General features: G+C 71.4%; 21 protein-coding genes. 12 read left to right on the top strand and 9 right to left on the bottom strand.

Features of this window, described 5'->3' with window-relative positions; genetic code table 11:
- Positions 1–111 precede the first annotated feature (111 nt).
- On the top strand, positions 112–1539 hold the full coding sequence (locus MRBLWH10_RS10560) for an APC family permease (RefSeq protein WP_341939819.1): 1428 nt from the start codon (positions 112–114) through the stop codon (positions 1537–1539).
- A gap of 70 nt (positions 1540–1609) precedes the next feature.
- On the opposite strand, the gene gdhA is transcribed toward MRBLWH10_RS10560, so the two are convergent.
- Both gdhA and MRBLWH10_RS10550 read right to left on the bottom strand, forming a co-directional pair.
- Positions 1610–2980: an NADP-specific glutamate dehydrogenase gene (gdhA, locus tag MRBLWH10_RS10555; RefSeq protein WP_223586786.1), complete on the bottom strand. Its 1371-nt coding sequence runs from the start codon at positions 2978–2980 to the stop codon at positions 1610–1612.
- Between the two features lie 131 nt (positions 2981–3111).
- Positions 3112–5799: a phosphoenolpyruvate carboxylase gene (locus tag MRBLWH10_RS10550; RefSeq protein ID WP_341939818.1), complete on the bottom strand. Its 2688-nt coding sequence runs from the start codon at positions 5797–5799 to the stop codon at positions 3112–3114.
- Between the two features lie 140 nt (positions 5800–5939).
- Between MRBLWH10_RS10550 and MRBLWH10_RS10545 the strand changes: the two genes are divergently transcribed.
- The 4 genes from MRBLWH10_RS10545 (at position 5940) to MRBLWH10_RS10530 (ending at position 10053) form a co-directional block, all read left to right on the top strand.
- The gene (locus MRBLWH10_RS10545) at positions 5940–7106 is read left to right on the top strand and encodes a Na+/H+ antiporter NhaA (RefSeq protein ID WP_341939817.1); all 1167 of its coding nucleotides are present in this window, start codon (positions 5940–5942) and stop codon (positions 7104–7106) included.
- Positions 7107–7122: 16 nt separating this feature from the next.
- Complete coding sequence (locus MRBLWH10_RS10540; protein ID WP_341939816.1) at positions 7123–7767, top strand: MazG family protein; 645 nt, start codon at positions 7123–7125, stop codon at positions 7765–7767.
- Positions 7768–7832: 65 nt separating this feature from the next.
- Complete coding sequence (locus tag MRBLWH10_RS10535) at positions 7833–9083, top strand: ATP phosphoribosyltransferase regulatory subunit (RefSeq protein WP_341942588.1); 1251 nt, start codon at positions 7833–7835, stop codon at positions 9081–9083.
- Positions 9084–9087: 4 nt separating this feature from the next.
- Entirely contained in the window at positions 9088–10053 is a 966-nt protein-coding gene (locus MRBLWH10_RS10530; RefSeq protein ID WP_341939815.1) for an SGNH/GDSL hydrolase family protein, read from the top strand.
- Here the strand turns inward: MRBLWH10_RS10530 and MRBLWH10_RS10525 are convergent.
- Complete coding sequence (locus MRBLWH10_RS10525) at positions 10031–10546, bottom strand: VOC family protein (RefSeq protein ID WP_341939814.1); 516 nt, start codon at positions 10544–10546, stop codon at positions 10031–10033. The two genes, MRBLWH10_RS10530 and MRBLWH10_RS10525, sit on opposite strands and share 23 nt — an antisense overlap.
- A 94-nt stretch (positions 10547–10640) precedes the next feature.
- Here MRBLWH10_RS10525 and MRBLWH10_RS10520 point away from each other — a divergent pair, with 94 nt between their 5' ends.
- Positions 10641–11420 (top strand): helix-turn-helix domain-containing protein, encoded by a 780-nt coding sequence (locus MRBLWH10_RS10520; protein ID WP_341939813.1) that lies wholly within the window; start codon positions 10641–10643, stop codon positions 11418–11420.
- Here MRBLWH10_RS10520 and MRBLWH10_RS10515 read toward each other — a convergent pair whose 3' ends face one another.
- Genes MRBLWH10_RS10515 through MRBLWH10_RS10495 form a run of 5 tightly spaced genes read right to left on the bottom strand, consistent with a single transcriptional unit; the run spans position 11421 to position 17674 of the window.
- The gene (locus MRBLWH10_RS10515; RefSeq protein WP_341939812.1) at positions 11421–12650 is read right to left on the bottom strand and encodes an APC family permease; all 1230 of its coding nucleotides are present in this window, start codon (positions 12648–12650) and stop codon (positions 11421–11423) included.
- Entirely contained in the window at positions 12629–14332 is a 1704-nt protein-coding gene (locus MRBLWH10_RS10510; protein ID WP_341939811.1) for a CocE/NonD family hydrolase, read from the bottom strand. The genes MRBLWH10_RS10515 and MRBLWH10_RS10510 overlap by 22 nt, the downstream gene beginning before the upstream one ends.
- Positions 14329–15627 (bottom strand): MFS transporter, encoded by a 1299-nt coding sequence (locus MRBLWH10_RS10505; protein WP_341939810.1) that lies wholly within the window; start codon positions 15625–15627, stop codon positions 14329–14331. Before MRBLWH10_RS10505 ends, MRBLWH10_RS10510 begins: the two co-directional genes overlap by 4 nt.
- A gap of 50 nt (positions 15628–15677) precedes the next feature.
- Positions 15678–16670 carry an alpha/beta hydrolase gene (locus MRBLWH10_RS10500; protein ID WP_341939809.1) on the bottom strand — a complete coding sequence of 331 codons (993 nt, stop codon included), beginning with the start codon at positions 16668–16670 and terminating at the stop codon, positions 15678–15680.
- Complete coding sequence (locus MRBLWH10_RS10495) at positions 16667–17674, bottom strand: alpha/beta hydrolase (RefSeq protein WP_341939808.1); 1008 nt, start codon at positions 17672–17674, stop codon at positions 16667–16669. Before MRBLWH10_RS10495 ends, MRBLWH10_RS10500 begins: the two co-directional genes overlap by 4 nt.
- Positions 17675–17747: 73 nt before the next feature.
- Here MRBLWH10_RS10495 and MRBLWH10_RS10490 point away from each other — a divergent pair, with 73 nt between their 5' ends.
- A complete protein-coding gene (locus MRBLWH10_RS10490; RefSeq protein ID WP_341939807.1) occupies positions 17748–18773 on the top strand; it encodes a LacI family DNA-binding transcriptional regulator in 1026 nt (341 codons plus the stop codon).
- On the opposite strand, the gene MRBLWH10_RS10485 is transcribed toward MRBLWH10_RS10490, so the two are convergent.
- Positions 18754–19224 carry a DUF4442 domain-containing protein gene (locus tag MRBLWH10_RS10485; RefSeq protein ID WP_341939806.1) on the bottom strand — a complete coding sequence of 157 codons (471 nt, stop codon included), beginning with the start codon at positions 19222–19224 and terminating at the stop codon, positions 18754–18756. The genes MRBLWH10_RS10490 and MRBLWH10_RS10485 overlap by 20 nt on opposite strands.
- A gap of 108 nt (positions 19225–19332) precedes the next feature.
- Between MRBLWH10_RS10485 and MRBLWH10_RS10480 the strand changes: the two genes are divergently transcribed.
- The 5 genes from MRBLWH10_RS10480 to eno all read left to right on the top strand — a co-directional run bounded on the left by MRBLWH10_RS10480 (position 19333) and on the right by eno (position 23793).
- Positions 19333–19731, top strand: coding sequence for a GntR family transcriptional regulator (locus tag MRBLWH10_RS10480; RefSeq protein WP_341939805.1), 399 nt, complete (start codon positions 19333–19335; stop codon positions 19729–19731).
- Positions 19728–20783 (top strand): DUF1648 domain-containing protein, encoded by a 1056-nt coding sequence (locus MRBLWH10_RS10475; protein WP_341939804.1) that lies wholly within the window; start codon positions 19728–19730, stop codon positions 20781–20783. The genes MRBLWH10_RS10480 and MRBLWH10_RS10475 overlap by 4 nt, the downstream gene beginning before the upstream one ends.
- A complete protein-coding gene (locus tag MRBLWH10_RS10470; RefSeq protein ID WP_341939803.1) occupies positions 20780–21745 on the top strand; it encodes a type II CAAX endopeptidase family protein in 966 nt (321 codons plus the stop codon). The genes MRBLWH10_RS10475 and MRBLWH10_RS10470 overlap by 4 nt, the downstream gene beginning before the upstream one ends.
- Positions 21746–21776: 31 nt before the next feature.
- On the top strand, positions 21777–22436 hold the full coding sequence (locus MRBLWH10_RS10465; RefSeq protein WP_341939802.1) for an O-methyltransferase: 660 nt from the start codon (positions 21777–21779) through the stop codon (positions 22434–22436).
- 76 nt (positions 22437–22512) lie between these two features.
- A complete protein-coding gene (eno, locus tag MRBLWH10_RS10460) occupies positions 22513–23793 on the top strand; it encodes a phosphopyruvate hydratase (RefSeq protein ID WP_105672602.1) in 1281 nt (426 codons plus the stop codon).
- Positions 23794–23877: the final 84 nt, after the last annotated feature.

The raw sequence follows: 23877 nt of genomic DNA, 5'->3' as shown, positions 1-23877 counted from the left end.
TTTCGAATCAGTTCTAGGGGTCGCGCTGAGGAATGGATGGGTACATACTGATCCTCAACGTCGGACGACCCGGACTCCGACCCCTTGCGTTGTTCCCTAAGGAGTGAACATATGGCGACAAAGACCAAGCCGCTCGCCCAGGGCGGTGGCACCCTGAAGCGGAACCTCGGCCTGTGGGCGATCGTCGGACTCGGACTCGGCTACATGACCCCCACCGTCGTCTTCGACACGTTCGGTATGGTCGCCCGCGACACGAACGATGTGGTGCCCGCGGCGTACCTCGTCGCCCTGGTGGTGATGGTCTTCACGGCGATCAGCTACGGCAAGATCTCCAGCGCGATCCCGAGCGCTGGGTCGGCGTACACCTACGTGCGCGAATCGATCCACCCGAACCTCGGCTTCATGGTCGGCTGGACCTCGCTGATCGACTACGTCCTGCTGCCGATGGTGAACTGCCTCATCCTCCGCAGCTACCTCGAGGCGCTCTTTCCCGACATCCCGGGCTGGATCTGGGTCGTGCTCTACTGCATCCTGGTCACCTCGGTCATCTACATGACGATGCGCGGCACCTCGAACGCGAACATGATCCTGCTGGTGTTCTCGATCATCGTCATGGCCGTGTTCGTCGTGATGGTCGTCGCACAGCTCATGCGCGGTGAGGGCGCCGCCACCATCGCCTCGGCCGCGCCGTTCATCCACGACGGCGTCACGATGGGCGCGGTGCTCATGGGCGCCACGATCGTGTGCTTCTCGTTCATCGGCTTCGACGCGGTGACGATGTACGCGGAGGAGGCGAAGGATCCCAAGATCATGCCGAAGGCGATCCTGCTCACCGTGCTGCTCGGCGGTGCGATCTTCCTCGTCGCCTCGTACGTCACGCAGCTTCGCTTCCCCGACTGGAACGAGTTCGCCCCTGGTGGCGACATGCAGTACGTCGAGGACTCGACGCTGCCGATCATCGGCAAGCTCGTCGGCGGCGACGTCCTGATGGCGGTCCTGACGGCGGCGGGCTTCGCGGCCACGCTCGCCTCGGGTCTCGCGTCGCACGCGTCGGTCTCCCGCATGCTGCTCGTGATGGGACGCAACAACGTCCTCCCGCAGCGCTTCTTCGGCTACATCAACCCGCGCACGCACACGCCGACCTTCAACATCGTGCTCGTCGGCGCGATCTGCCTGCTGGCCATCCCGTTCACCCTCGAGCTGATCGCCGCGTGGATCAACTTCGGTGCGCTGATCGCGTTCACCTTCGTGAACATCTCGGTGATCGCCTGGTTCGCGATCCGCAAGGGCCGTCGGAAGACGCCGGGCGACATCTTCAACTACATCGTGATGCCCGCGATCGGCATGGTGCTCACCGGCCTCCTGTGGGCGAACCTGCACGAGGATGCGCTGCGCGGCGGGCTCGTCTGGACCGTGCTCGGCGTGATCTACCTCGCCGTCATCACGAGGGGATTCCGCAAGAAGGTCGTCGCGTTCGACGAGAACCAGGCCGTGACGGGCTACAACAAGGTCGTCAAGGTGCCGGTCGACGAGAGCTGACGGCATCCGGCCATGAAGAAGGCCGCCCCTCGCTCACGCGGGAGGCGGCCTTCTTCTCGTCGATGAGGGGTCAGATGACGCCCTGGGCGAGCATCGCGGCGGCGACGCGCTCGAAGCCGGCGATGTTGGCCCCGGCGACGTAGTCACCAGGACGGCCGTGGCGCTCGGCGGCGTCGAAGGCCGCGGAGTGGATGTCGGCCATGATCTCGCGGAGCTTGTTCTCGCTGTCGCCGAAGCTCCAACGCTGGCGCGACGCGTTCTGGCTCATCTCCAGTGCCGAGGTCGCGACGCCGCCGGCGTTCGCGGCCTTTCCGGGGGCGAAGAGCACTCCCGCCTTCTGGAAGGCGTCGACCGCGTCGGGGACGCAGGGCATGTTCGCGCCCTCGGAGACGGCGCGCACGCCGTTGGCGATGAGCGCCTCGGCATCGGCCAGGCTCACCTCGTTCTGCGTGGCGGACGGCACGGCGATGTCGACCGGCACCTCCCAGACGCTGCCGCCCTCGACGAAGCGGGCGCTCGGACGGCGGTTCGCGTACTCGACGATGCGGGCGCGCTCGACCTCCTTGAGCTGACGGAGCAGGTCGAGGTCGATGCCGGCGTCGTCGACGACGTAGCCGGAGGAGTCGGATGCCGTGACGGCGGTCGCGCCGAGCTGGGTCGCCTTCTGGATCGCGTAGATCGCGACGTTGCCCGAGCCGGAGATGCCGACGCGCTTTCCGGCGAGCGTCTCGCCGTGCACGGCGAGCATCTCCTGAGCGAAGAACACCGCGCCGTATCCGGTGGCCTCCGTGCGCACCTCGGCGCCGCCCCAGCCTGTGCCCTTGCCGGTGAACATGCCCGACTCGTGACGGTTGGTGACCTTGCGGTACTGGCCGAAGAGGTAGCCGATCTCGCGGCCGCCGACGCCGATGTCTCCCGCGGGGACGTCGGTGTGCTCGCCGAGGTGGCGGTACAGCTCGTTCATGAACGACTGGCAGAAGCGCATGACCTCGGCATCGGACCGGCCGTGCGGGTCGAAGTCCGATCCGCCCTTGCCTCCGCCGATGCCCTGACCGGTGAGGGCGTTCTTGAAGATCTGCTCGAAGCCGAGGAACTTGATGATCGAGAGGTTCACCGACGGGTGGAAGCGCAGGCCGCCCTTGTAGGGGCCGAGCACCGAGGAGAACTGGATGCGGTAGCCGCGGTTGACCTGCAGACGTCCGGCGTCGTCGACCCACGGCACGCGGAACATGATCTGGCGCTCCGGCTCGACCAGGCGCTCCAGGATGCCGCCGTCGATGTACTCCGGGTGCTGCTCGAGCACCGGGGCGATCGAGTGCAGCACCTCGTGCACGGCCTGGTGGAACTCCGGCTCGTGCGGGCTGCGGGCGAGCACCGTGTCGAAGACGGGCTGCACGGAGTCGGCGAGCGGATGGAAGTCAGGGGTCGTCGTTGCGGTCACGCGAATGCTTTCTGAAAGGGGGATTTTGAGCGCGGGCGATCGTGTCGCGTGAGTGCTTCGCCGGATCAGGCGGAGTTTTCACTCTACCGGCCGCGCGGAGCGGGCCGTCCTCTGCGACGTGCGGGCGCCGCTCACCCGGTGTTCTGCAGGCCGGCGGCGACGCCGCTGACCGACAGCAGGAGGAGGCGGCGCTGCTCCTCGTCGACACCCGAACCCGTCGCGTCCTGTGCGGAGCGCAGAGCGCGGAGGGCGCGCAGCTGCAACAGCGAGAGCGCGTCGACGTAGGGGCTGCGCAACTGCACGGCGCGCTGCAGCACGGGCTTGTTCACGAGGAGGCCCTCACCGCCCGTGAGGCGGATGACCCACTGCCGGGTGAGCGCGAGCTCGTCGAGCACGAGAGCCGCGAGGTCGTCGCGGTCGCCGAGGGCGAGGTACTGGCGGGCGATGCGCTCGTCGGTCTTCGCGAGGCTCATCGCCACGTTGTCGATCATGGTGCGCAGCAGCGGCCATTCGCGATAAGCCTCGACCAGCAGCGCCTCGTCTCCGACGGCGTCGAGTGCGGTGCCGAGGCCGAACCAGCCGGCGAGGTTGATGCGCGCCTGGGTCCACGCGAACACCCACGGGATCGCACGGAGGTCCTCGAGGGATTCGACCGAGAGCCCGCGACGGGCCGGGCGTGACCCGAGGGCGAGCAGTCCGATCTCCTCCATCGGGGTGACCGTGGCGAACCAGGGAGCGAAGCCCTCCGCCTTGACCAGCGAGAAGAAGCGCTCCCGCGAGGACACGTCCATGGTGCGGGCGATGTCCGCGTAGCGAGCGGCCGCGCTGCTCGTGCGCTCCTCGACCGTGGGGGAGGAGGCGAGCAGCGTCGCCGCGGCCACCTGATCGATGTGGCGCATCGCGATGGCCGGCTCGCCGTAGCGGGCGAAGATGACCTCGCCCTGCTCGGTGAGCTTGAACCGGCCGTCGACGGAGTGCGGCGGCTGCGCGAGGATTGCCGAGTTCGCCGGGCCCCCGCCGCGTCCGAGCGCGCCGCCGCGTCCGTGGAAGAGGGTCAGCTCGATGTCGGCATCCCGCGCCCACTGGGCGATCTTCTCCTGCGCCTCGTAGAGCGCGAGGTTGGCGGCCACGGGGCCGACGTCCTTCGAGGAGTCGGAGTAGCCGAGCATGACCTCCAGCCGGTTGCCGGTCGCGGCCATGCGCCCACGGAACTCGGGGAACTCGACGGCCTCGGCGAGGATGCCGGGGGCGGCCTGCAGGTCGGCGAACGTCTCGAACAGCGGGACGACGTCGAGCACGGGGGCATCGTCGCCGAGCGCGTGCCGGGCGAGACGGTGCACGGCCGCCAGGTCGGAGGCCGCCTGCGTGAAGGAGACGACGTAGCGTCCGGCGGCGCGGAGCCCGCGATCGCGCTGGATCTCGGCGATGGCGCGGAAGACCTCCAGCACCTCCTCGGTCTGCGCGCTGACGGGCTCGCCGCTCTCGATCTCCGCAAGAGCCTTCGCGTGCACCTGCGAGTGCTGGCGCACCTCCAGCTCGGTGAGGTGGAACCCGTAGGTCTCCACCTGCCAGATCAGATGCTGGACGCCGCCGAAGGCGTGCCGACGGGCGCCGGCTTCCGCCAGCGATCCCTGCACGGCGCGGAGATCGGCGAGCAGCTCGTCCGGGCCGGAGTAGCGGAGCTCGTCGCCGCGCCGGGTCGCCGCGACCCGACGGGCGAGCACGAGGATCACCCGACGGTGCGGCTCGCCGGGGGAGCGGGTCGCCAGCTCGGCTGCCTCCCGTGGCTCCCTCGCGGCGTACGCCTCCCACAGTGCGATGACCTCGGAGCTCGGCGGCGTGTCCTCCGCGTCGAGGGTGAGCGTGCGGCCGATGCGCTCCAGGGCGCGCTCGAGTCCGCGCAGCACGTGATCCGAGGCGATCTGCGAGGCCTCGCGCGTCACGGATGCCGTGACAAAGGGGTTGCCGTCGCGGTCGCCGCCGACCCAGGAGCCGATGCGCACGAAGGCCGGCACGACGGGGGCGCTCGCGCCCGACTCCTCGCCGCGCAGCGCGTCGTCGATGGTGCGGTACACGTGGGGCACCGTCGTGAACAGCGTCTCGTCGAAGACGCCCATGACCGTGCGCACCTCGTCTGTGGGCGACGGCTTCTGCGCGCGCAGCGGAGCGGTGCGCCACAGGGTGTCGATCTCCTCCAGCATCCGGCGTCGCGCACGGTGCTCCTCGGCCCCGCCCGCGCTCGCCGCGTCGTGCTGGGTCAGCAGCTCCGACAGGCGTCGGATGCTCGACGACACCGCGCGGCGACGGGCCTCCGTGGGGTGGGCGGTGAAGACGGGGTGGAAGCGCAGGCCCTGCAGCCGGCGGCGCGCCTCGTCCTCGCCGACCTCGCTCTTCAGCCGCGCGTACGCGGTGGCGACGGTGTCGGCGGCATCCTCTCTGCCCGGCTGACCCGCGCGCTCGCGCAGCACGCGCACGCGCTGGTGCTCCTCGGCGAGGTTGACCAGGTGGAAGTAGCAGGTGAAGGCGCGGGCCACCTCGTCGGCGCGCTGCACCGTGAAGGACTCGGCGATCGCCGCCGCCCTGTCGAAGGCGTCGGGGGTCTCCTCGTCGTACGCCTGGATGGTGGCGAGGCGGAGGCGCTCGACATCCTCGAACAGGTCGTCGCCTCCGGCTTCGCGCAGCACCTGGCCGAGCAGCGCGCCCAGCATCCTCACATCGGATCGCATGGCGTCCGGGATGCCGCGGCCTGCTTCGAACCGGCCGATGACGCGGATCGCTTCGGTGTTCGTGGGCTCAGGAAAAGAGTGTGCGGGGGTCACCCTTCGAGAGTAGCCGGGAGCGGAAGGGTGCTCCGCCCGCATGACGCGTCGTAACGAACTCTTCATGAACGGCGCCGGTCCGATCGGTCTCCGCGTCTCGTGCGGCCGCTGCGGACGCGGCCGCACGTAGCATGGTGGGAATGCGCATCTCGGCGAACCCCCTCCGCGGTCAGCAGTTCCCCGCCGTCCTCCTGCTGATCGCAGCGGGCCTCGGGATCCTGCTCGCCAACCTGCCCACGCACGACGGGATCGCCGCCGTCCTGGACATCCACATCGCCGTGCCCGGCACCGCGCTCGATCTCTCCATCGCACACTGGGTGTCGGACGGGCTGCTCGCCGTCTTCTTCCTCGTCGTCGCGATCGAGCTGCGACACGAGCTCACGCACGGCGAGCTCGACTCCCCGCGCAAGGCGCTCCAGCCCGCGATCGCCGCCACCGGAGGCGTGCTGGTCCCGATCGTCGTCTACCTCCTGATCGCCGGCGACGCGAGCACCGCGTCGGGCTGGCCCGTGCCGACGGCGACCGACATCGCCTTCGCCCTCGGCGTCCTCGCGATGTTCGGTCGAGGGCTGCCGTCGGGCGTGCGGGTGTTCCTCCTCGCCCTCGCGATCCTCGACGACATCATCGGCATCATCTTCATCGCGGTGCTGTTCGCGCACGATGTGCAGTGGCTGCTGCTCGTGCTCGCCGTGGTCGCGGTGGCCGCCTTCTGGGCGCTGAGCCGACTGCTGCACGCCACGGGACACCCGGCGATCGCGCTGGCGATGGCCGCGGTCGGCATCGTGGCCTGGGGACTCGTCGCCGCGTCCGGCATCCACGCCACGATCGCCGGCGTGCTGCTGGGTCTCGTGATGGCCCCGGTTCCTGCGGGGCGCGTGCGCCACGCCCTCGAGCCGACCGTAAACGGTGCGATCCTGCCGCTCTTCGCCTTCGTCGCGGCGTTCGTGGTGATCCCGGCGGTGTCGCCGACCGAGCTGTCGCCGGCGTTCTGGGGCATCGTGATCGCGCTTCCCGTCGGCAAGATCGTGGGCATCTCCCTCTTCGGCTGGATCGCCATGCGCATCCGTCCGCGCGGCGCCGCACCCGCCCTCCCGTTCGCCGACCTGCTCGCGGCCGGCGCGTTGGGCGGCATCGGCTTCACCGTGTCGCTGCTGCTCGCGAACCTCGCCTTCGCGGCGGACGACGGCATCCGCGATCAGGCGATCCTCGGCGTTCTCGTCGGCTCGCTCATCGCCCTCCTGCTCTCGGCGGTCGTGGTGTCCCTGCGCTCCGGCTGGTACCGTCGCGTGTCCGCCGCGTCCTCATGACCACGAAGGAGTCCGCATGACGACTGCCGACCAGGACCCGCTGCGCGAGGTCGCCGAGACCATGCGGGCCGTGCGCGAGCGGTGCGTGTGGTCGCAGCGGATCACCCACCGCGACCTCGTGCCGTACCTGATCGAGGAGTCGCACGAGGTGATCGACGCCGTCGAGAGCGGATCGCGCGCCGATCTCCGCGAGGAACTGGGCGACCTGCTCTGGCAGGTGCTGTTCCACTCGGCGATCGCCGCGCAGGACCCGGACGACCCCTTCGACGTGGACGACGTCGCCCGCACGCTCAACGAGAAGATGGTGCGACGGCATCCTCACGTCTTCGCCGGTGAGACGGCCGAGACGCCCGAGGAGGTGCTGGTGCACTGGAACGCCGCGAAGGCCGCGGAGAAGCGCACCAGGCGGAGCGTGCTCGACGGCATCCCGCGCGGCATGCCGGCTCTCGCGCTGGCGCAGAAGGTCGTCGGCCGCGCCGAGGGCGTCGGCGCCGTGGTGCCGGCGCCCGCACAGACCCCGGGGTCCGAGGCCGAGCTGGGCGACGCGCTCCTCTCGCTCGTCGCGTTGGCTCGCGACAGCGGGTGGGATGCCGAACGGGCGCTCCGCGAGCGCCTCCGAGTGCTCGAAGACGAGGTCCGCGCCGCCGAGTCCGACCGCTGAGTCGTCGAGTCGCTCCGCCGACCTGGAAAGATGGAGGCGTGGCTACTGTGAACCCGCCGCGCGGCATGCGCGACATCCTCCCCGCCGACAAGGCGCGCCGCGAGCGCGTCCTCTCCGTCATCCGCGACCGCTATCGCGCGCACGGCTTCGACGAGATCGAGACCCCGGCCCTCGAGGAGTACTCGCGTCTGCATGCGGGCATCGGCGGCGACAACGAGAAGCTCGCCTACAACGTCCTGCGCCGGGGACTCGATGCGGAGGCGATCCGCGAGGCGGCCGACGACACGGCGGCCCTCGCCGACCTCGGACTCCGCTACGACCTCACCGTTCCGCTCGCCCGCTTCTACGCGAGCAACCGCGGTCAGCTGCCCGGCGTCTTCCGCTCGATCCAGATCGGTCCTGTGTGGCGCGCCGAGCGTCCGCAGAAGGGCCGCTACCGCCAGTTCGTGCAGTGCGACATCGACATCATGGGCGACGAGTCCTCGCGGGCCGAGGCGGAGCTCATGGTGGCCTCGCTCGACGCGCTGGACGCGCTGGGGCTCGAGGGCGCGACCGTGCGCATCAACGACCGGCGGGTACTCGACTGGATGCTGGAGACCTTCGGCTTCGGCGCCGACGAGCGTCCGGGGGTGCTGATCACGATCGACAAGCTCGACAAGATCGGTCCCGACGGCGTGGCCGCGGAGCTCCGCGAGCGCGGCGCCGCGGCGCAGGCGGTGGACGCCTTCGAAGCGTTCCTGCGGCGTCCGCAGACGATGGAGTACAACCCGTTCGGCGAGCGGCAGATCCGCAAGGCCCTCCCGGAGGACGCGCCGGAGGAGATCGTCGCGCACCTCGTCGGCATCGGAGACGCCGTCGCCGCCGGCACCGGCCGCACCGACATCCCGCTCCTCTTCGATCCGTTCCTCGTCCGGGGCATGGGCTACTACACCGGCACGATCTTCGAGCTGGCGCACCCCTCCGTGGACTACTCGCTGGGCGGAGGCGGGCGCTACGACGGCATGATCGGGCGCTTCCTCGGACAGCAGGTCGCGGCCGTCGGGTTCTCGCTCGGCTTCGAGCGGCTCGTCGACCTCGTGACCGCCGACGCGGATGCCGCGGCGCGGGCCGTGGTGCTCATCCACGACGCCGACGTGCCGGTCGCGGAGCTCGTCGCGCACAAGGCCGCGCTCGTCGCCGACGGCGCGCGCGTGCGCCTGGAGCGCCGCACGAAGAACCTCAAGGCGCTGCTCGAGCGCTCGGCCGCCGACGGCTACACCGCCTTCGCGACCGTCGCCCCCGGTGCGGCGGAGCTGGAGCTCAAGCCGCTCAGCTGAGCGGGTGCAGGCGTTCGTCTCGTCGCTGCGCTCCTCGCTCGACGACCGGGTGACGCCGGTCGTCGAGCGAGCGGAGCGCGTCGACACGCTCGTCTCCTGCCACGACATCGGCCCCGCGGACGGTCTCGGGCCGCCCGTTCACCCGGCGTTCACGGCGGTCGGGTCGAATCATGGGGTGGGCCGCTATCGTCTCCTCGCCGCGCTCGGGATCGGTGCGACGGCATCCGTCTTCGGCATCCGCCTTCTGCTGACGAAGCAGGCGGCGATCGCCCGCCGCCGGATCGGCAAACCGCTCGGCGAGGAGTCGCTCGACGCGGACCGCGTCTGGCGTCGCGCGTTCGAGGGCGAGCCGATCGAGCTGCTGCTGCTCGGCGATTCCCTGGCCGCCGGTCTCGGCGCTGAGCGACGCAAGCAGACGCTCGGAGGCCGGCTCGCGAAGGGGCTGGCGGCGCGGATGCACCGTCCCGTCCGACTGCGCACGGTCGCGGTCGTCGGCGCGGAGTCGCCCGATCTCGCCGCCCAGCTCGACGCCGTGCCGGAGGGGTATCGGCCGCACGTCGCGGTGATCGTGGTCGGCGGCAACGACGTCACCCATCGCATCCCGACGTCCGTCTCGGCCCAGCACCTCGACGACGCGATCCGGAGACTCCGCGCCCAGGGTGCCGAGGTCGTCGTCGGCACCTGCCCGGACCTCGGCGCCCTGCGCGCGGTCCCGCAGCCGCTGCGCCGCCTCGCCGCGAGCATGTCCCGCCGTCTGGCGGAGGTGCAGGCGGAGACGGCGGCGCAGGCGGGGGCAGAGGCCGTCGACCTGCGCCGCGCGGTCGGACCGATGTTCCTCGACGAGCCGGAGGAGATGTTCAGCCTCGACCGGTTCCACCCCAGCGCTCTGGGCTATCGTCGGACGGCCGAGGCGCTGCTGCCCGCCGTGTGCCGTTCCGTCGAGCGGCTCACTCCGCCGGTGCGGCGCTGAACGACGCCGCCCACTCGGCGACGCGGCGCGCGCTCTCCTCCTCGGAGATGTCCTCCACCCGCGTCATCACCGACCAGCGCACGCCGAAGGGGTCGCGGATGCTCGCGAACCGGTCTCCGGACACGAAGTCCGACGGCGCCTCGCGCACGACGGCCCCCGCGGCCACGGCGCGCTCGACGACCGCGTCGACGTCGGGCACGTACAGGCCCATCGAGTAGCAGTCGTCCTCCCCGGCCGGGGCGGGGACGAGGCGGTAGTCGGGGCTCGGCTCTCCCAGCTGCAGGTGCCCTGCGCCGAAGTCGAGGTCGGCGTGGGCGACCACCCCGCCGAACTCCGTCACGTCGATCACACGCGCGCCGAAGACTTCGCGGTAGAAGTCGATCGCATCCTTCGCCCCGGCGATCGCCAGGAAGGGGGTCAGCGAGGTCGCGCCGTGCGGGCGCCCGTCTGTCGTGTGCTCGCCGGTCGCGCCGGCAGGTGTGCTGTTCGTCATGGGGACAGCGTAGGAAGGGGATGATGCCGCGGGCTTGAACATCCGCGACAACCTCGACGGGTGCCGTGTCGGCGGCGGACCGTACGCTGGGGCGATGGTGAACCCCACGCGCGGCGTGCTCTATCCGGCGAGGCTGCCGCAGTTCCATCGGCTGCCTCCGACGGATGCCGCGCGCGAGCTCGTGGTGTGGTTCTGGGTCCCCGAGTGGGACGTCGAGCCGGGGCGGTCCTCACGGCAGGAGGTCGTCGGCTATCCGGCCCTCAACCTCGTGGTCGAGCCTGACGCCGTCACCCTCTCCGGCGCGACGACGCGCTCCTCGCACCGCGACCTCCGCGGCACGAGCTGGGCGGTCGGAGCCATGCTGCGGCCGGCCGCGGTCGCGGCGCTCGTCGACGATCCGTCGTCCCTGGTCGACGGGGAGCGGGTCCTCGACGAGCCGGAGCTGCGCGCCGCCGTCGTCGCGGCGATGTCGTCGGGGGAGGGGCATCGCGAGCGGGCGGTCGACGCGTTCTCCGCGTGGATCGCCGCACGCGTGGGAGAGCCGGGAGACGTGGCCCTGCAGGCGAACACCCTCGTCGACGTGCTCCTGGGCGAGAGCGCGGCGACCTCGCCCGAGGAGGCGGCGACACGTCTCGCGGTGTCCGTGCGCACCCTGCAGCGTCTCGCGCACCGCTACGTCGGACTCTCTCCCGCGGCGATGATCCGCCGGAGGAGGCTGCAGGACGCCGCCGAACGGCTGCGGGTCGGCCCCGGTGCGGATCTGGCAGCACTCGCCGCCGAGCTCGGATACGCCGATCACGCGCACCTCACCCGTGACTTCCGCAGCGTGCTCGGGATCGCCCCGCGCACGTACCGGGCCGATGCGGCGGACTGATCAAGCGCGGGCGAGCCGCAGACGCAGCATCCGGTAGCCGACGCCGATGAGCACGACACCCGTGCCGATGAGCGAGGCCACGACCGGCAGGGAGTTCACGAGGACGAGGCAGCCCAGCGCGCCGGCGACCTGCAGCCAGCGCGGATAGCGTCGAGCCGCGCCGTGCTGCCGGAACGCGGCGGCGTTCGCGATCAGGTAGTACAGGAGCACCCCGAACGAGGAGAAGCCGATCGCCCCGCGGAGGTCGGCGACGAGCACGATGACGATCACGACCGCCCCGACGACGATCTCCGCCCGCCGGGGGACGTGCCACCGCTCGTCGACTGCTGACAGGAATCGCGGCAGGTCCGACTCCCTGGCCATCGCGAGGGTGGTGCGCCCGACGCCGGTGAGGAGCGCGAGGAGCGCGCCGAGGGAGGCCGTCGCCGCGGCGACCCGCACGAGCGGCACCGCGCCGTCCCAGCCGGACCGGGAGACGATCTCCGCGAGCGGGGCGGCCGTCGTCGCGGCATCCGCTCCGAGCACCAGCAGCGTCACGACGGCGACCAGTGCGTAGACGAGCACGGCTCCGCCGAGTGCGAGCACGATGGCGCGGGGGATCGTGCGAGCCGGGTCGACGACCTCCTCGCCCATGGTCGCGATGCGCGCGTACCCTGCGAAGGCGACGAACAGCAGCCCGGCTCCCTGCAGCACCCCGTACGCGGTCGCGTCGGGGAGCGGAACGGGGGCGGCTGTCGGTGCGGACGAGAACCCGGCCGCGACGACGACGGCGAGGCCGAGCAGCGAGACGACGACGAGGATGCGGGTGACCAGGGCCGTCCGGGTGATGCCGAGGCAGTTCACCGCGCACAGGGCGGCGACGGCGAGGACGGCGACGGGCACCCGCCAGCCCTCCGGAGCCGCGTACGCCGCGAACGTCATCGCCATCGCCGCGCAGCTCGCGATCTTGCCGATCACGAAGCCCCAGCCGGCGATGAAGCCCCACCACGGACCGATCTCGGCGCGCGCGTACGCGTACGTCCCGCCGGCGACAGGGTGCGCGGCGGCGAGCTGGGCGGATGCCGTGGCGTTGCAGAACGCGACGAACGCGGCGATCGCGAGCGCGATGAGCAGCCCGCCCCCGGCGGCCGCGGATGCCGGTCCCCACACCGAGAAGACACCGGCGCCGATCATCGATCCGAGGCCGATGGCGACGGCGTCGCGGAGGGTCAGGCGGCGGGCGAGGGGCACTCCGTCATCGTGCCACGGACCGGTGAACGATCGGTGTCCTCCTCGACGACGAGGGGGAGGGAGAGGACGGCGGGGGAGTCTCCGCCGAGCGCGAGCGTCTGCGTGCTCGGGACGAGTCGCGAGTGATCGCGCACGGGGTCGTCGGTGCCCGGGTTGCGCAGGTGCAGGGGGTGGGCGCCCGACGAGACCTGCACGCGCAGGCGATGCCCCGCGGCGAAACGGTGCGCGAGAGGGGCGAGGGGCAGTCGGATGCGCCGTGGCTCACCCGCCGCCGTCCCGGAGTCGGACTCCGGGGCGAGCCGGACGTAGCCGTCGGTGATCGCCAGCGATGCGCCCTTCGCGTCGACCTCGCACAGTCGCACGAAGAGGTCGGCTCGCGGATTCGACGATGACAGCGTCAGCTCGATCGACGGCTCTCCGATCACGGTGAGCGGCTCGGCGAGGAGCTCGCCGGTGAAGACCAGCACATCGTCGCGGGCCTCGCGTCGACGCTGCTCGCGACGGCCGGCCCCGAACGGGTTGAGCGTGCGACCACCGGCGTCCGGAGTCGGATCGGACGGGTCGTAGCGGTACGACATCGTGGTCGGAGCTCGGGTCGCGTCGGCGGCGGAGAGCCCGCCGTCTCCGGTCAGCTCGAGCCGCTGCGGTGAGCTGTCCGGGGGCCAGGAGGCGAGCTCGCGCCATCCGCCGCCCCCGCTGATCTCCACCCGGGCTCCCGTGGTCGTTCCCGTGCCCTCGAACTGGCGCAGCGCCTCGCGCACCCCGAGCACAGTGGTCTCCGGTGCACCGTGGATCCAGTCGCCCACGACGAGTCGGACAGGGACCCCGGCCTCCGTCAGCGCCGCATGGTCGTGCAGCTGGCCGACGAGGAAGAGATCCTGCCACCCGGCCATCAGCGTGACCGGCGGCACCGTCTGCGGGTCCGAGGCGAAGTGCATCGGCTCCCACCACTGGTCGCCGGCGTCGCTGTGCTCGACCCAGTCGCGGAAGAACGGCGGGTCCTCGCCGAGAGCGACGCGGACCGCATCGCTCGGTGGCGCGGTGAGCGCACCGCGCACGAAGGCCCTCCGCGCGCGCAGCAGCGCCCAGAGGCGCGCGAACAGGGGGCGCTCCTGGATGCCGAGGGCATAGGCCCAGGTGAGCGGCGTGTCGATCGAGAATCCGCCTCCGGGGTAGAGGATCGCGTCGTCGAAGCGTCGTGCCGAGACGGCGATGCCCATGGCGTCGGGGCGGAGGTCTCCATCGCAGTACGCCCACTGGGTCACGCCGAAGTAGCTGCCGCCCCAGGAGTGCACGCGCCCTGTCGACCAGGGCTGCGCGCGCAGCCACCGCATCGTGGCCTGGCCGTCGGCGACCTCGTCGTGCAGGGGGGTGAAGCGGCCCCCGGAGCCGAAGGTGCCCCGGCAGCTCTGGACCACGACGTGGTGCCCGCGCTCGGCGATGAAGCGGGCGACCCCTGCGGCGCCGTTCCGGCCGTAGGGCGTGCGGATGAGCAGCGTCTGATCGCCGGCGCCGTCGGCCCACCAGTGGTCGGTGAGGAGCTCGACCCCGTCGTCGGCGGCGACCGGGATGCCGATGTCGCGATGCACGTCGGGGTGCGTCGCCGGCGGCATGTCCGAGGCCGCACGGAGGCGGCGGTACTCGTTGCGTGCCGCACGCGGCATCCGCCGGGGCCCGCTCATCGCAGCGCCTTCACCCGGGTGACCGCGAAGGCGGCGAGGAGCGCCATCGCGACGGCGCCGACATAGAGCGCCACGAAGTTCTCCCCGGTGGGGGAGCCGATGCGCGTCACGAAGAAACCGAACACGGGCACGAGGATACCGGGGAGCAGGTAGGCGAGCGCGACGATGCCGAGGTCCTTGCCCGCGTCCTCCGTCGACGGCAGGCACTCCGTCATGAGGGCGACGTCGGCTGCGATGTATGCGCCCTGCCCCGCGCCGACGATCGCGATGCCGATGAGGAAGAACGCGATGTCTCCGAACGAGACGGCGAACACGAGGCCCACCGCGCTGGTCAGGGCGCCGATCACCACCGTCGGCTTGCGCCGACCCGTGCGATCGGAGATCACGCCGAACACGAACGCCATCACGAGGTTCATGAGGGTGAAGGCGGCCGTCGCCTGGGTCTGCACGCCCGCGATCTCGGCGGGGTCGTCCAGGCCGAAACGGCTGGAGATCGTGAGGTAGAGGTAGCTCGTCACCGACACGATCGACGCGGTCATGAAGAAGCGGCAGACCCAGGCCCACGCGAAGTCCGGGTAGCGACGCGGACTCAGCCAGAACGTCTCCCGCACGCCGCGCCAGTCCATCGGCGGGGCGGGAACGGTGCGGTGCAGGTCGCGGAGGGCGAAGAACAGCGCGATCGCGAGCACGGACGCGAGTCCACCCGGGATCAGGAACATGCCGACCTGGCCGGTGCCGGCGACCGCTCCGGCCAGCGCGACGCCGCCGAGGATGCCGATCGTCGTCGCGGCCCCGGTGACCGCCGACATGATCGCGCGGATCCGGCGGCGGATCTGATCGGCGAACAGGGTGTGCACGGTCATGGACACGGCGCCCCAGCCGATGAGCACGAGGACGACCCCGAGGCCCAGCAGGAACAGCGAGGTCGCGAAGGCCTGGACGACGTAGCCGACGGCCGCGACGAGCACGCCGTAGAGGATCCACGGGCGGCGGATGCCGAGCCGCGACATGGAGCGGTCGCTGAGGCGTCCGAAGATCGGGGTCGTGACGAGGATCGCCGCGCCGCCGACAGTCAGCACGATGCTGAGGTCGCCCGTCGCCTGGTCGGGATTCCACTCCTTCAGCAGCTGCGGCACGGCGACGCCGGCCACGCCCTGGGCGATGCCGGTCGCGAGCCAGGTGAGCACGAAGGCGATCCAGAACCAGAGGGTCTGGCGCTCGCCGGGGATGGCGTCCTCCGCGAGCGGGGGGACGGGAGGGGAGGGGAACACGGGGTCGACTGCGTGGGTGGACATCATCGTCTCCAGAGCGGGTGAGGGGTCGGGTCAGGTCGGGTCAGGTCGGTTCAGGGTCGGGCGGTGGTTGAGACGGAGAGCGGGGCGTAGGCGGCGGCGAGTTCGGCGGTGAGCGCGTCTCGCCAGTCGCGTGCTCCCTGCCATCGGGTGACACCGGGGGAGCCGTGCACATGCCCCTCGCCGACACGGAGGGTGACGGGGACCCCGGCGGCGCGCAGCGCCTCCGCATAGGCGACGGCGCCGTCTCGGAGCGGGTCGAACTCCGCGACGAGGATCAGCGCAGGGGGCAGGTCCCGATGGTCGGCCGCTTCGAGGGGGGAGGCCTCGGCGAGGGGCGCCCCGGCGCGGTAGACGTCGGCGAGGACCTCTGCGCCCTCCATCCCCGAGGCGCGGCGGTGTCTCGTGAAGGAGCCGCCGGTCGGCCGCAGGGTGGCCGGCAGCACCTCCAGGGTCTGGTGGTGCAGCGCGCGCCCTGCGTCCCGTTCACACAGCGCCGTCGATGCGGCGATCGTCGCTCCCGCCGAGTTGCCGCCGATGCCGAGCCGGGAGGGGTCGATGCCGAGTTCGTCGGTGCGGAGGCGCAGATCGGCGAGCGCGGCGACCGCATCCTCCACCGCGGCCGGGAACGGATGCTCGGGCGCGAGGCGGTACTCGAGCGAGATGAGCTGCACTCCAGAGCGGAGAGCACGGTCGGCGCAGAGCCGTTCGTTGACGATCTCGTCGATGGTTCCGCCCACCCAGCCGCCGCCGTGCAGCCAGAGCACGGTCGGCAGGAGTCCGCTCGCGCTCTCCGGGCGGAACCGGCGTGCACGGAGGAGTCCGTCGCCGCCGGCCACCACCGTCTCGTCGACGCGCACGCCGTCTCCGGCGGGTTCGGTGAACTCCAGCGCGAGCAGGTCGCTGAGCTCCCACGCGGCGAGGCGTCGCGCGGCGGGGTCGTCCGAGTCGATGCCGGGGATCGCGGCGGAGAGCTCCTCGGCGCGACGGATCCACTCTCGGACGGGGGCCGCGAGCGGAGGGATGCCGTGTTCGGATCCGGTCATGCGCGCCCCCGATCGTGCAGGGTGCGGAGCTCGCCGACGAGGATGCGGTGCGCAGCATCCGCGGCCGGCACGTACCCCGTGGACCCCAGGGATCCGTGGGTCTGTCCGATGAACCGGATCGCCGTCACCGGGACGTCGGCTGCGGAGAGCGCACGCGCGTAGGCCTCTCCGTCACCGCGGAGCGGATCCAGCTCCGAGGTCAGGATGAGCGCGGGCGGGAGGCCCTCGTGGCTGTCGGCGAGCAGCGGGGACGCGTACGGGTGGCGGGCCAGTGCGCGGTCGTCGCCGACGTACTGCCGCACGAGGGCCTGTCCGGCCGTGCGCACGATCACGCCCGGCATCCCCGCGCTGATGCCGCGCATGTCCGCGTGGCCGATCGTGAGGTCGAGCGCCGGATTCTCCAGCACCTGCATCGCGATCGGCCTGTTCTCGCGGTCGCGGTTCATGAGGGTCACGGCTGCCGCGAGGTCGCCGCCGGACGACGCGCCGCCCACCGCGAGACGGTCCCGCGACCCGCCCAGGTCCTCGGCGTGCGCGTACGCCCATTCGAAGGCGCTCCAGCACTGCTCGGGCTGCGCGGGGAAGCGCTGCTCCGGCGCGTGGGAGTAGTCCGCCGCCACGATGATGATCCCGGCATCCCGTGCTCGCTGGCGGAACCGTGCGTCCCACGACACCCAGTCGATGCCGGCGATCGTGAAGCCGCCGCCGTAGAAGTAGACGAGGATCGGCAGCCCCGCACCCCGGGGCGCGGGCACGGCGCCCGGCCAGTACACGCGAACCCGCACGTCGGGGTGCTCGTCCACGGGGACGGCGCTGTCCTCCGTCGCCACGGCGATCGGCTCGATCCCCAGCGCCGCGCTCACCGCCGTGTCGTTCTCCTGGGCGACCCGTCGGCGCCCGGAGGGATCGGCCGGTTCGGGCGCGAGCAGGGGAGCGATCCTCTTCTCGTACGCGGCGACGGCGCTGTCGAGCGTCGGTCTGCGGTAGCGGGGGCTTCTCGGCATCGGTCATCTCCTTCGACGGCTGCGGACTAGTCTGAGGAATCGAAGAACTTCGATGAAGTGCGGAGGCCGGAACATGCGCGCACGCCCTGGACGGGTCACGATCTACGACGTCGCCGAGCGGGCCGGCGTGAGCATCTCGACCGTGTCGCTCGCCGTCAGCGCCCCGCACCGGGTGCGTCCGGAGACCAGGGAGCGGATCGTCGCGGCCGCCACCGCCCTCGGCTATCGGATGACGGCCGGGCGCCGGGTGGGTGCCGCCCGGATCGCCGTCGCCGCGCCGTTCACGACCTATCCCTCGTATCTGCGCCGGCTGTCCGGCATGCTGCGGCGGGCCAGGGATGCCGCGGTCGACATCATCCCGTACGACCTCGACTCCGCGGCATCCGCCGACGAGCCGCTGCTCGACGTCCTGCCCACCCGCACCGACGTGTCGGGGCTCGTGGTGATGGGGGTGCCGCTCGGAGGGGCGGCGAGGCGTGCGAGTCGCGCGGCGCGCATCCCCGTCGTGTACGTCGACGTCGTCCCCACACGCGCCGATGTCGGCGGACCGGTCGTGCTCGTGGACGACCGCGACGGTGGCGCGCAGATCGGCCGTCACCTCGCGGAGCTCGGCCATCGCCGGGTCCTGTTCGTGCACGAGCCGCAGCGGTCCGAGGCCTACGTCTCGGCGGGGATGCTGCGCATCGACGGCCTCGAAGAGCACGTGGCGGTCACCAGGCTCGCCTTCTCCGACCCGGCATCGATCGACGACCGCGTCTTCCGGGCGGCGCTCGCCGCCGATGCCACGGCCATCGTCGCGAACCACGACCAGTTCGCCGCTGCGATCCTGAGCGCGCATCGCGCACGGCCGGAGCGCGACCGCCTGGCGGTGGTCGGCTACGACGACGGCGAGGTGGCCGCGGCGCTCGGGCTGACGACCGTGCGGCAGCCGTTCGAGGAGAGCGGGCGGACGGCGCTCGAGCTCGTGCTCGGGCTCGTCTCGGGCGCGACCGCGTCGCATGAGACCGTGCGGCTGGCTCCGACGCTGGTGGCCCGCGCCTCCACGCTGGTCCCTGCGGCGTCGGCGGCGGGCGAGGGCGTCAGGAACGCGCCGCGGTGACCCGCTTCTTCTCGCGGATGTAGACCTCGCGGCGGACCCTCGCCACGACGTCGCCCTCGCGGTCGGTGATGACGGTCTCGAACCACTCGAGCACCTTCGCTCCGCCCTTCGCCTTCTCGCGGATCTCCTCCGCCTGCTCCCTCGACACCTCGAACTCGGCGGTGAGCACTCCGCGACCCGGCTTGAGGAACTCGATCTCGCCGCGGGTGTCCCACACGACGTAGTCGCGGCCGAGCTGGTGCATCACGAGCATGAAGAAGTACGGGTCGGTCATCGCCGACATCGACCCGCCGAACGCGGTCTTGACGTAGTTGCGGGTGAACACGTTCACGTGCAGCTCGACCGTGGCGTGCGTCCAGTCCTCGCTGAATCGACGGATGCGGATGCCGCTGAAGAGGTTCGGGATCCACAGGCTCATGCCCAGTGCGAGACGGCGAGGAGTGATGCGCATGACGTCAGTCTGGACGAGGGTCCGAGTCGGCACAAAGCTCTCTGGAGGGTTGCCACAGTTGTTCTAGTTCTCCTAGAATTACTAGAACACGGTAGAGGGAGGTGAGAGATGCTGCTCAGAGTCGATGCCGACAGCGCGCGGCCCCTGTACGACCAGGTCGCGGCATCGATCCGCGCCGACATCCTCGCCGGCGCCCTCGCCCCCGGTGATCGCCTGCCGCCGGCGCGCGATGTGGCGGGTGCGCTGGAGATCAACCAGCACACGGTCCTCCACGCCTACCAGCGGCTGCGCGACGAGGGCCTCATCGATCTCCGCCGTGGCCGGGGCGCCGTGATCGCCGCGTCCGCCGCCCCGCTCGCCGAACTCGCCCACGACATCGACGTCCTCGTGCGCAAGGCCGCCGCACTCGGCGTCTCCGCCGAGACGCTCGCCGGCATCGTGCACTCGCACCGCGGTGATCGCACCGATCATCGCACTCCCGAGGAGAACCAGGAGGTCTCGCCATGACCACCCACGACCTGACCCGCACGCCCCCGTCGCTGCTCCGGCGCGCGCGGCTGACGTTCTTCCTCGTCGCCGTGATCGTTCCCCTCGTGCTGACCGCTGCCGCGGCTGTCGTGGTGATCGCGTGGCTGCCCTCGCTGCCCGACCCGGTCGTGACGCACTGGGGGGTCAGCGGCGCGGACGGGTTCGGCCCTCCGACGACGTACCTCTGGCTGCTGCTCGGGATCGGACTCGTGCTGCCCGTGCTCATGGCAGTGACGACGCTCTCCGCCGTCGGGGCGCACTGGGGCGGCGCCGCCCGGCTGATGGGTGCGCTCGCCGCAGGCATGGCCGCGTTCGCCGCCGGCATGAGCCTCGGCTCGCTCGGAATGCAGCACGGCCTCGCCGATGCGGGCGAGACACCGGGCGTCGGGGGAGTCATGGCTCTGTCCTTCGCCGCGCTGCTCGTCGTCGGTGCGGTCGCCTGGGCGGTGCAGCCCCGCGTGCGCGCCGAGCAGGGACGCACGCTCGAGCCCCGCCACGCTGTGCACGTCGCAGACGGGGAGCGGGTCGTGTGGCTCGGCACGGCCTCGATGCCGCGCCTCGCGCTCATCGCCGTCTCCGTGCTGCTGCTCGGCATCGCCGGACTCGCCGCGTTCATGCTCGGCACGGGTGTCGACGGCGGGTGGGTGGTCGCGCTCTCGCTGGTCGTCATCGTGATCGCGATGGCCACAGCCACCGCCTTCCGCGTGCGGGTCACGCCGGAGGGGTTCTCCGCCAGGGCGCTCGTCGGCTGGCCGCGGATCAGCATTCCCCTCCGAGAGATCGAGTCGGCCCGCGCCGTCGACATCTCGCCCTTCGGCGAGTTCGGCGGCTGGGGCTGGCGCATCGCGGTGGACGGCAGGACGGGCATCGTCATGCGCCGCGGGGCGGCCATCGAGATCAGCCGACGCGACAAGCGGCCGTTCATCGTCACGATCGACGGCGCCGAGGAAGCCGCGGCGCTGCTGCAGGCCTACGTCGAACGGGGAGCCGCGACGCCGCGAGGCGACAGAACAGGAGACACGGCATCATGACCGATCGGATCGCACCTCGGGCTGGCCGCGTGCCGTGGGCAGCCGTCATCGCCTTCACCGTCCTGGCCTGTGCGCTGGCCTGGCTGGTGTGCCTGCCGCTGTGGCTCGGCGACGGACTCGCCGAGCCCCTCTCCGGAGTGCTGCTCCCGGTGATGATGCTCACCCCGACCATCGCCGCTCTCATCGTCGTGTTCGCGATGCGCGTGCCGCCGAGAGGCGGACGGCTGCGGTTCCTCGGCCTCTGGCCTCTGCGACCGGCGAAGCGCGTCGTCTGGCTCATCGTGCTCGGCTGGCTCGCCCCGCCGATCATCGTGGCCCTCAGCATCCTGCTCTCCGCGGCGCTCGGCGTCGTCCAGCTCGACTTCGCGTTCTCCGGGTTCGCCGCGCAGCTCGAGAGCGCTCTGCCGCCGGGGACGCCGCTGCCTCCGGTCGGGGTGGTCGTCGCCGCGCAGATCGCCATGATCCCTGTCGGCGCCATCCTGAACAGCGTCTTCGCGTTCGGTGAGGAGCTCGGCTGGCGCGGATGGCTGGTGCCGGCGCTCCGGCCGATGGGAACCTGGCCCGCGCTCCTGCTGAGCGGCGCGATCTGGGGTCTCTGGCACAGCCCGGTCATCCTGCTCGGCTACAACTTCGGCCGCACGGACGTCACCGGGGTCCTCTTCATGGTCGGGGGTTGCGTGGCGTGGGGCTTCCTGCTCGGCTGGCTGCGGTTGCGCTCGGCCTCGGTCTGGCCCGCTGTCATCGCCCACGGCTCTCTCAACGCCGCTGCCGGACTCATCGTGCTCGTCGCGGCGACTCAGCCCGACATGGCGCTGGCCGGTCCGCTCGGCGTCGCGGGATGGATCGTCGTCGCGGTGATCGTCGCGGTGCTCGCGCTTACGGGGCAGTTCCGCCTGCAGCCGGAGCTCGCCGCTCCCGCGCGTCCCGCCGAGGCCTCGCCGCCGCTGCCGGACGCCCCTTGACCGGACTCGCGGCGCGGGGTTGGCTGAAGGCATGGACTCCACACCCTCGGCCTGGGCCGCTGCCGATGTCTTCCTCGCCGACACCCTGGTCGGTCATGATCCCGGCCTGGACGCGGCGCTGGACGCTCAGCACGCGGCGGGCCTCCCCGAGATCGAGGTCGCACCGGTCAGCGGCAAGCTGCTGAATCTGCTCGCACGCATGAGCGGAGCGAGGCGCGTGCTCGAGATCGGCACCCTCGGCGGGTACTCCACGATCTGGCTGGCGCGAGCGGTCGGCGCGGAGGGGCGCGTCGTGACGATCGAGGCCGAGGCGGACAACGCCGCCGTCGCCAGGGCAAGCATCGACGCCGCGGGGGTCGGCGAGCGCGTGGACATCCGCATCGGCAGGGGCGTCGACGTGCTGCCCACCCTCGTCGGCGGCTTCGACCTCGTGTTCATCGACGCCGACAAGGAGTCGAACACGATCTACCTCGACTGGGCCGCGAGGCTCGGCCACCCCGGAACCGTGATCGTGCTCGACAACATCGGGCGCGAGGGCGAGATCGTCCGCGAGGACGCGACCGATCCGAAGGTCGTCGGAACGCGGGAGGGACTGCGGATGCTGGGGGAGGACCCCCGGTTCGACGCGACCGCGCTGCAGACGGTCGGCGTCAAGGGCTGGGACGGGGTGGCCATCGCTCTCGTGCGGTGACTTTCGGCACGGCTAGACTGGCCACGGATCGACGTCGCTCCACCACAAACCCCTTTTCTGAACAAGGAGCACTTCTGTGGCACTGATCGAGGCTGTAGGCGCACGCGAGATTCTCGACTCGCGCGGAAACCCGACCGTCGAGGTGGAGGTGCTCCTCGACGACGGCGTCGTCCAGCGGGCGGCTGTCCCCTCGGGCGCATCCACCGGCGCGTTCGAGGCGTACGAGCTCCGCGACGGCGACAAGTCCCGCTACGGGGGCAAGGGCGTCCTGAAGGCCGTCTCCGCCGTCATCGACGAGCTGGGCCCGGCCATCGAGGGCGTCGAGGCGAGCGAGCAGCGCATCGTCGACGAGATCCTCAACGAGACCGACGGCACCGAGAACAAGCAGCGCACCGGCGCGAACGCGATTCTCGGCGTGAGCCTCGCGGTCGCCAAGGCCGCGGCCGACTCCGCCGACCTGCCGCTGTTCCGCTACCTGGGCGGCCCGAACGCGCACGTGCTGCCCGTTCCGCTGTTCAACGTCATCAACGGCGGCGAGCACGCCGACAACGGCATCGACATGCAGGAGTTCTTCCTCGCCCCGATCGGCGCCGAGACCTACTCCGAGTCGCTGCGCTGGGGCGTCGAGACCTACCACGTGCTCCGCAGTGAGCTGAAGGCCGCTGGCTACGCGACCGGCCTCGGCGACGAGGGCGGCTTCGCCCCCGACCTCCCCAGCAACCGCGAGGGCCTCGAGTTCCTCATCAAGGCGATCGAGAAGGCTGGCTTCACCCCGGGCAAGGACATCGCCCTCGGCCTCGACGTGGCCGCCACGGAGTTCTTCTCCGACGGCGTCTACCGTCTCGACAACAAGGACTGGACCGGCCCCGAGCTGATCGAGTACTACCAGGGCCTGGTCAACGACTTCCCGATCGTCACGATCGAGGATGCTCTCGCCGAGGACGACTGGGACAACTGGAAGCTCCTCACCGACGCGCTCGGCTCGAAGGTGCAGCTGGTCGGCGACGACCTGTTCGTCACCAACCCGCAGCGCCTCGCCGACGGCATCAAGCGCGGCGTCGCCAACTCGCTGCTCGTCAAGGTGAACCAGATCGGCACCCTGACCGAGACGTTCGACGCGGTCAGCCTCGCGCAGCGCTCCGGCTACACGGCGATGCTCTCGCACCGCTCCGGCGAGACCGAGGACACCACGATCGCCGACCTCGCGGTCGCCACGAACGCCGGTCAGATCAAGACGGGTGCGCCTGCTCGCTCCGAGCGCGTCGCGAAGTACAATCAGCTTCTGCGCATCGAAGAGGAGCTCGGCGACGCCGCGGTCTTCGCGGGTCGCTCGGCGTTCCCGCGGTTCTCGGCCTGATCGGCTGACGCGCACGCACGATTGACCGTGCCGCCCTGAGGCGGCAGACGAGAGGGGGAGCCTTGGCGAGACGTCCGGCTCCCC

The sequence above is a fragment of the Microbacterium sp. LWH10-1.2 genome, assembly GCF_038397765.1.
Lineage (GTDB): Bacteria > Actinomycetota > Actinomycetes > Actinomycetales > Microbacteriaceae > Microbacterium > Microbacterium natoriense.
This window is presented reverse-complemented; position numbering and strand designations above follow the sequence as displayed.

Bases quoted from the DNA above. Each gene is read 5' to 3' on its own strand.
- MRBLWH10_RS10510 (WP_341939811.1), bottom strand. From the start codon at position 14,332: ATGAGCGGGCCCCGGCGGATGCCGCGTGCGGCACGCAACGAGTACCGC.
- MRBLWH10_RS10535 (WP_341942588.1), top strand. From the start codon at position 7,833: ATGCGCGACATCCTCCCCGCCGACAAGGCGCGCCGCGAGCGCGTCCTC.
- MRBLWH10_RS10505 (WP_341939810.1), bottom strand. From the start codon at position 15,627: ATGTCCACCCACGCAGTCGACCCCGTGTTCCCCTCCCCTCCCGTCCCC.
- MRBLWH10_RS10525 (WP_341939814.1), bottom strand. From the start codon at position 10,546: ATGACGAACAGCACACCTGCCGGCGCGACCGGCGAGCACACGACAGAC.
- MRBLWH10_RS10485 (WP_341939806.1), bottom strand. From the start codon at position 19,224: ATGCGCATCACTCCTCGCCGTCTCGCACTGGGCATGAGCCTGTGGATC.
- MRBLWH10_RS10560 (WP_341939819.1), top strand. From the start codon at position 112: ATGGCGACAAAGACCAAGCCGCTCGCCCAGGGCGGTGGCACCCTGAAG.
- MRBLWH10_RS10545 (WP_341939817.1), top strand. From the start codon at position 5,940: ATGCGCATCTCGGCGAACCCCCTCCGCGGTCAGCAGTTCCCCGCCGTC.
- MRBLWH10_RS10540 (WP_341939816.1), top strand. From the start codon at position 7,123: ATGACGACTGCCGACCAGGACCCGCTGCGCGAGGTCGCCGAGACCATG.
- MRBLWH10_RS10480 (WP_341939805.1), top strand. From the start codon at position 19,333: ATGCTGCTCAGAGTCGATGCCGACAGCGCGCGGCCCCTGTACGACCAG.
- MRBLWH10_RS10470 (WP_341939803.1), top strand. From the start codon at position 20,780: ATGACCGATCGGATCGCACCTCGGGCTGGCCGCGTGCCGTGGGCAGCC.
- MRBLWH10_RS10500 (WP_341939809.1), bottom strand. From the start codon at position 16,670: ATGACCGGATCCGAACACGGCATCCCTCCGCTCGCGGCCCCCGTCCGA.
- MRBLWH10_RS10520 (WP_341939813.1), top strand. From the start codon at position 10,641: ATGGTGAACCCCACGCGCGGCGTGCTCTATCCGGCGAGGCTGCCGCAG.
- MRBLWH10_RS10475 (WP_341939804.1), top strand. From the start codon at position 19,728: ATGACCACCCACGACCTGACCCGCACGCCCCCGTCGCTGCTCCGGCGC.
- MRBLWH10_RS10490 (WP_341939807.1), top strand. From the start codon at position 17,748: ATGCGCGCACGCCCTGGACGGGTCACGATCTACGACGTCGCCGAGCGG.
- MRBLWH10_RS10495 (WP_341939808.1), bottom strand. From the start codon at position 17,674: ATGCCGAGAAGCCCCCGCTACCGCAGACCGACGCTCGACAGCGCCGTC.
- MRBLWH10_RS10465 (WP_341939802.1), top strand. From the start codon at position 21,777: ATGGACTCCACACCCTCGGCCTGGGCCGCTGCCGATGTCTTCCTCGCC.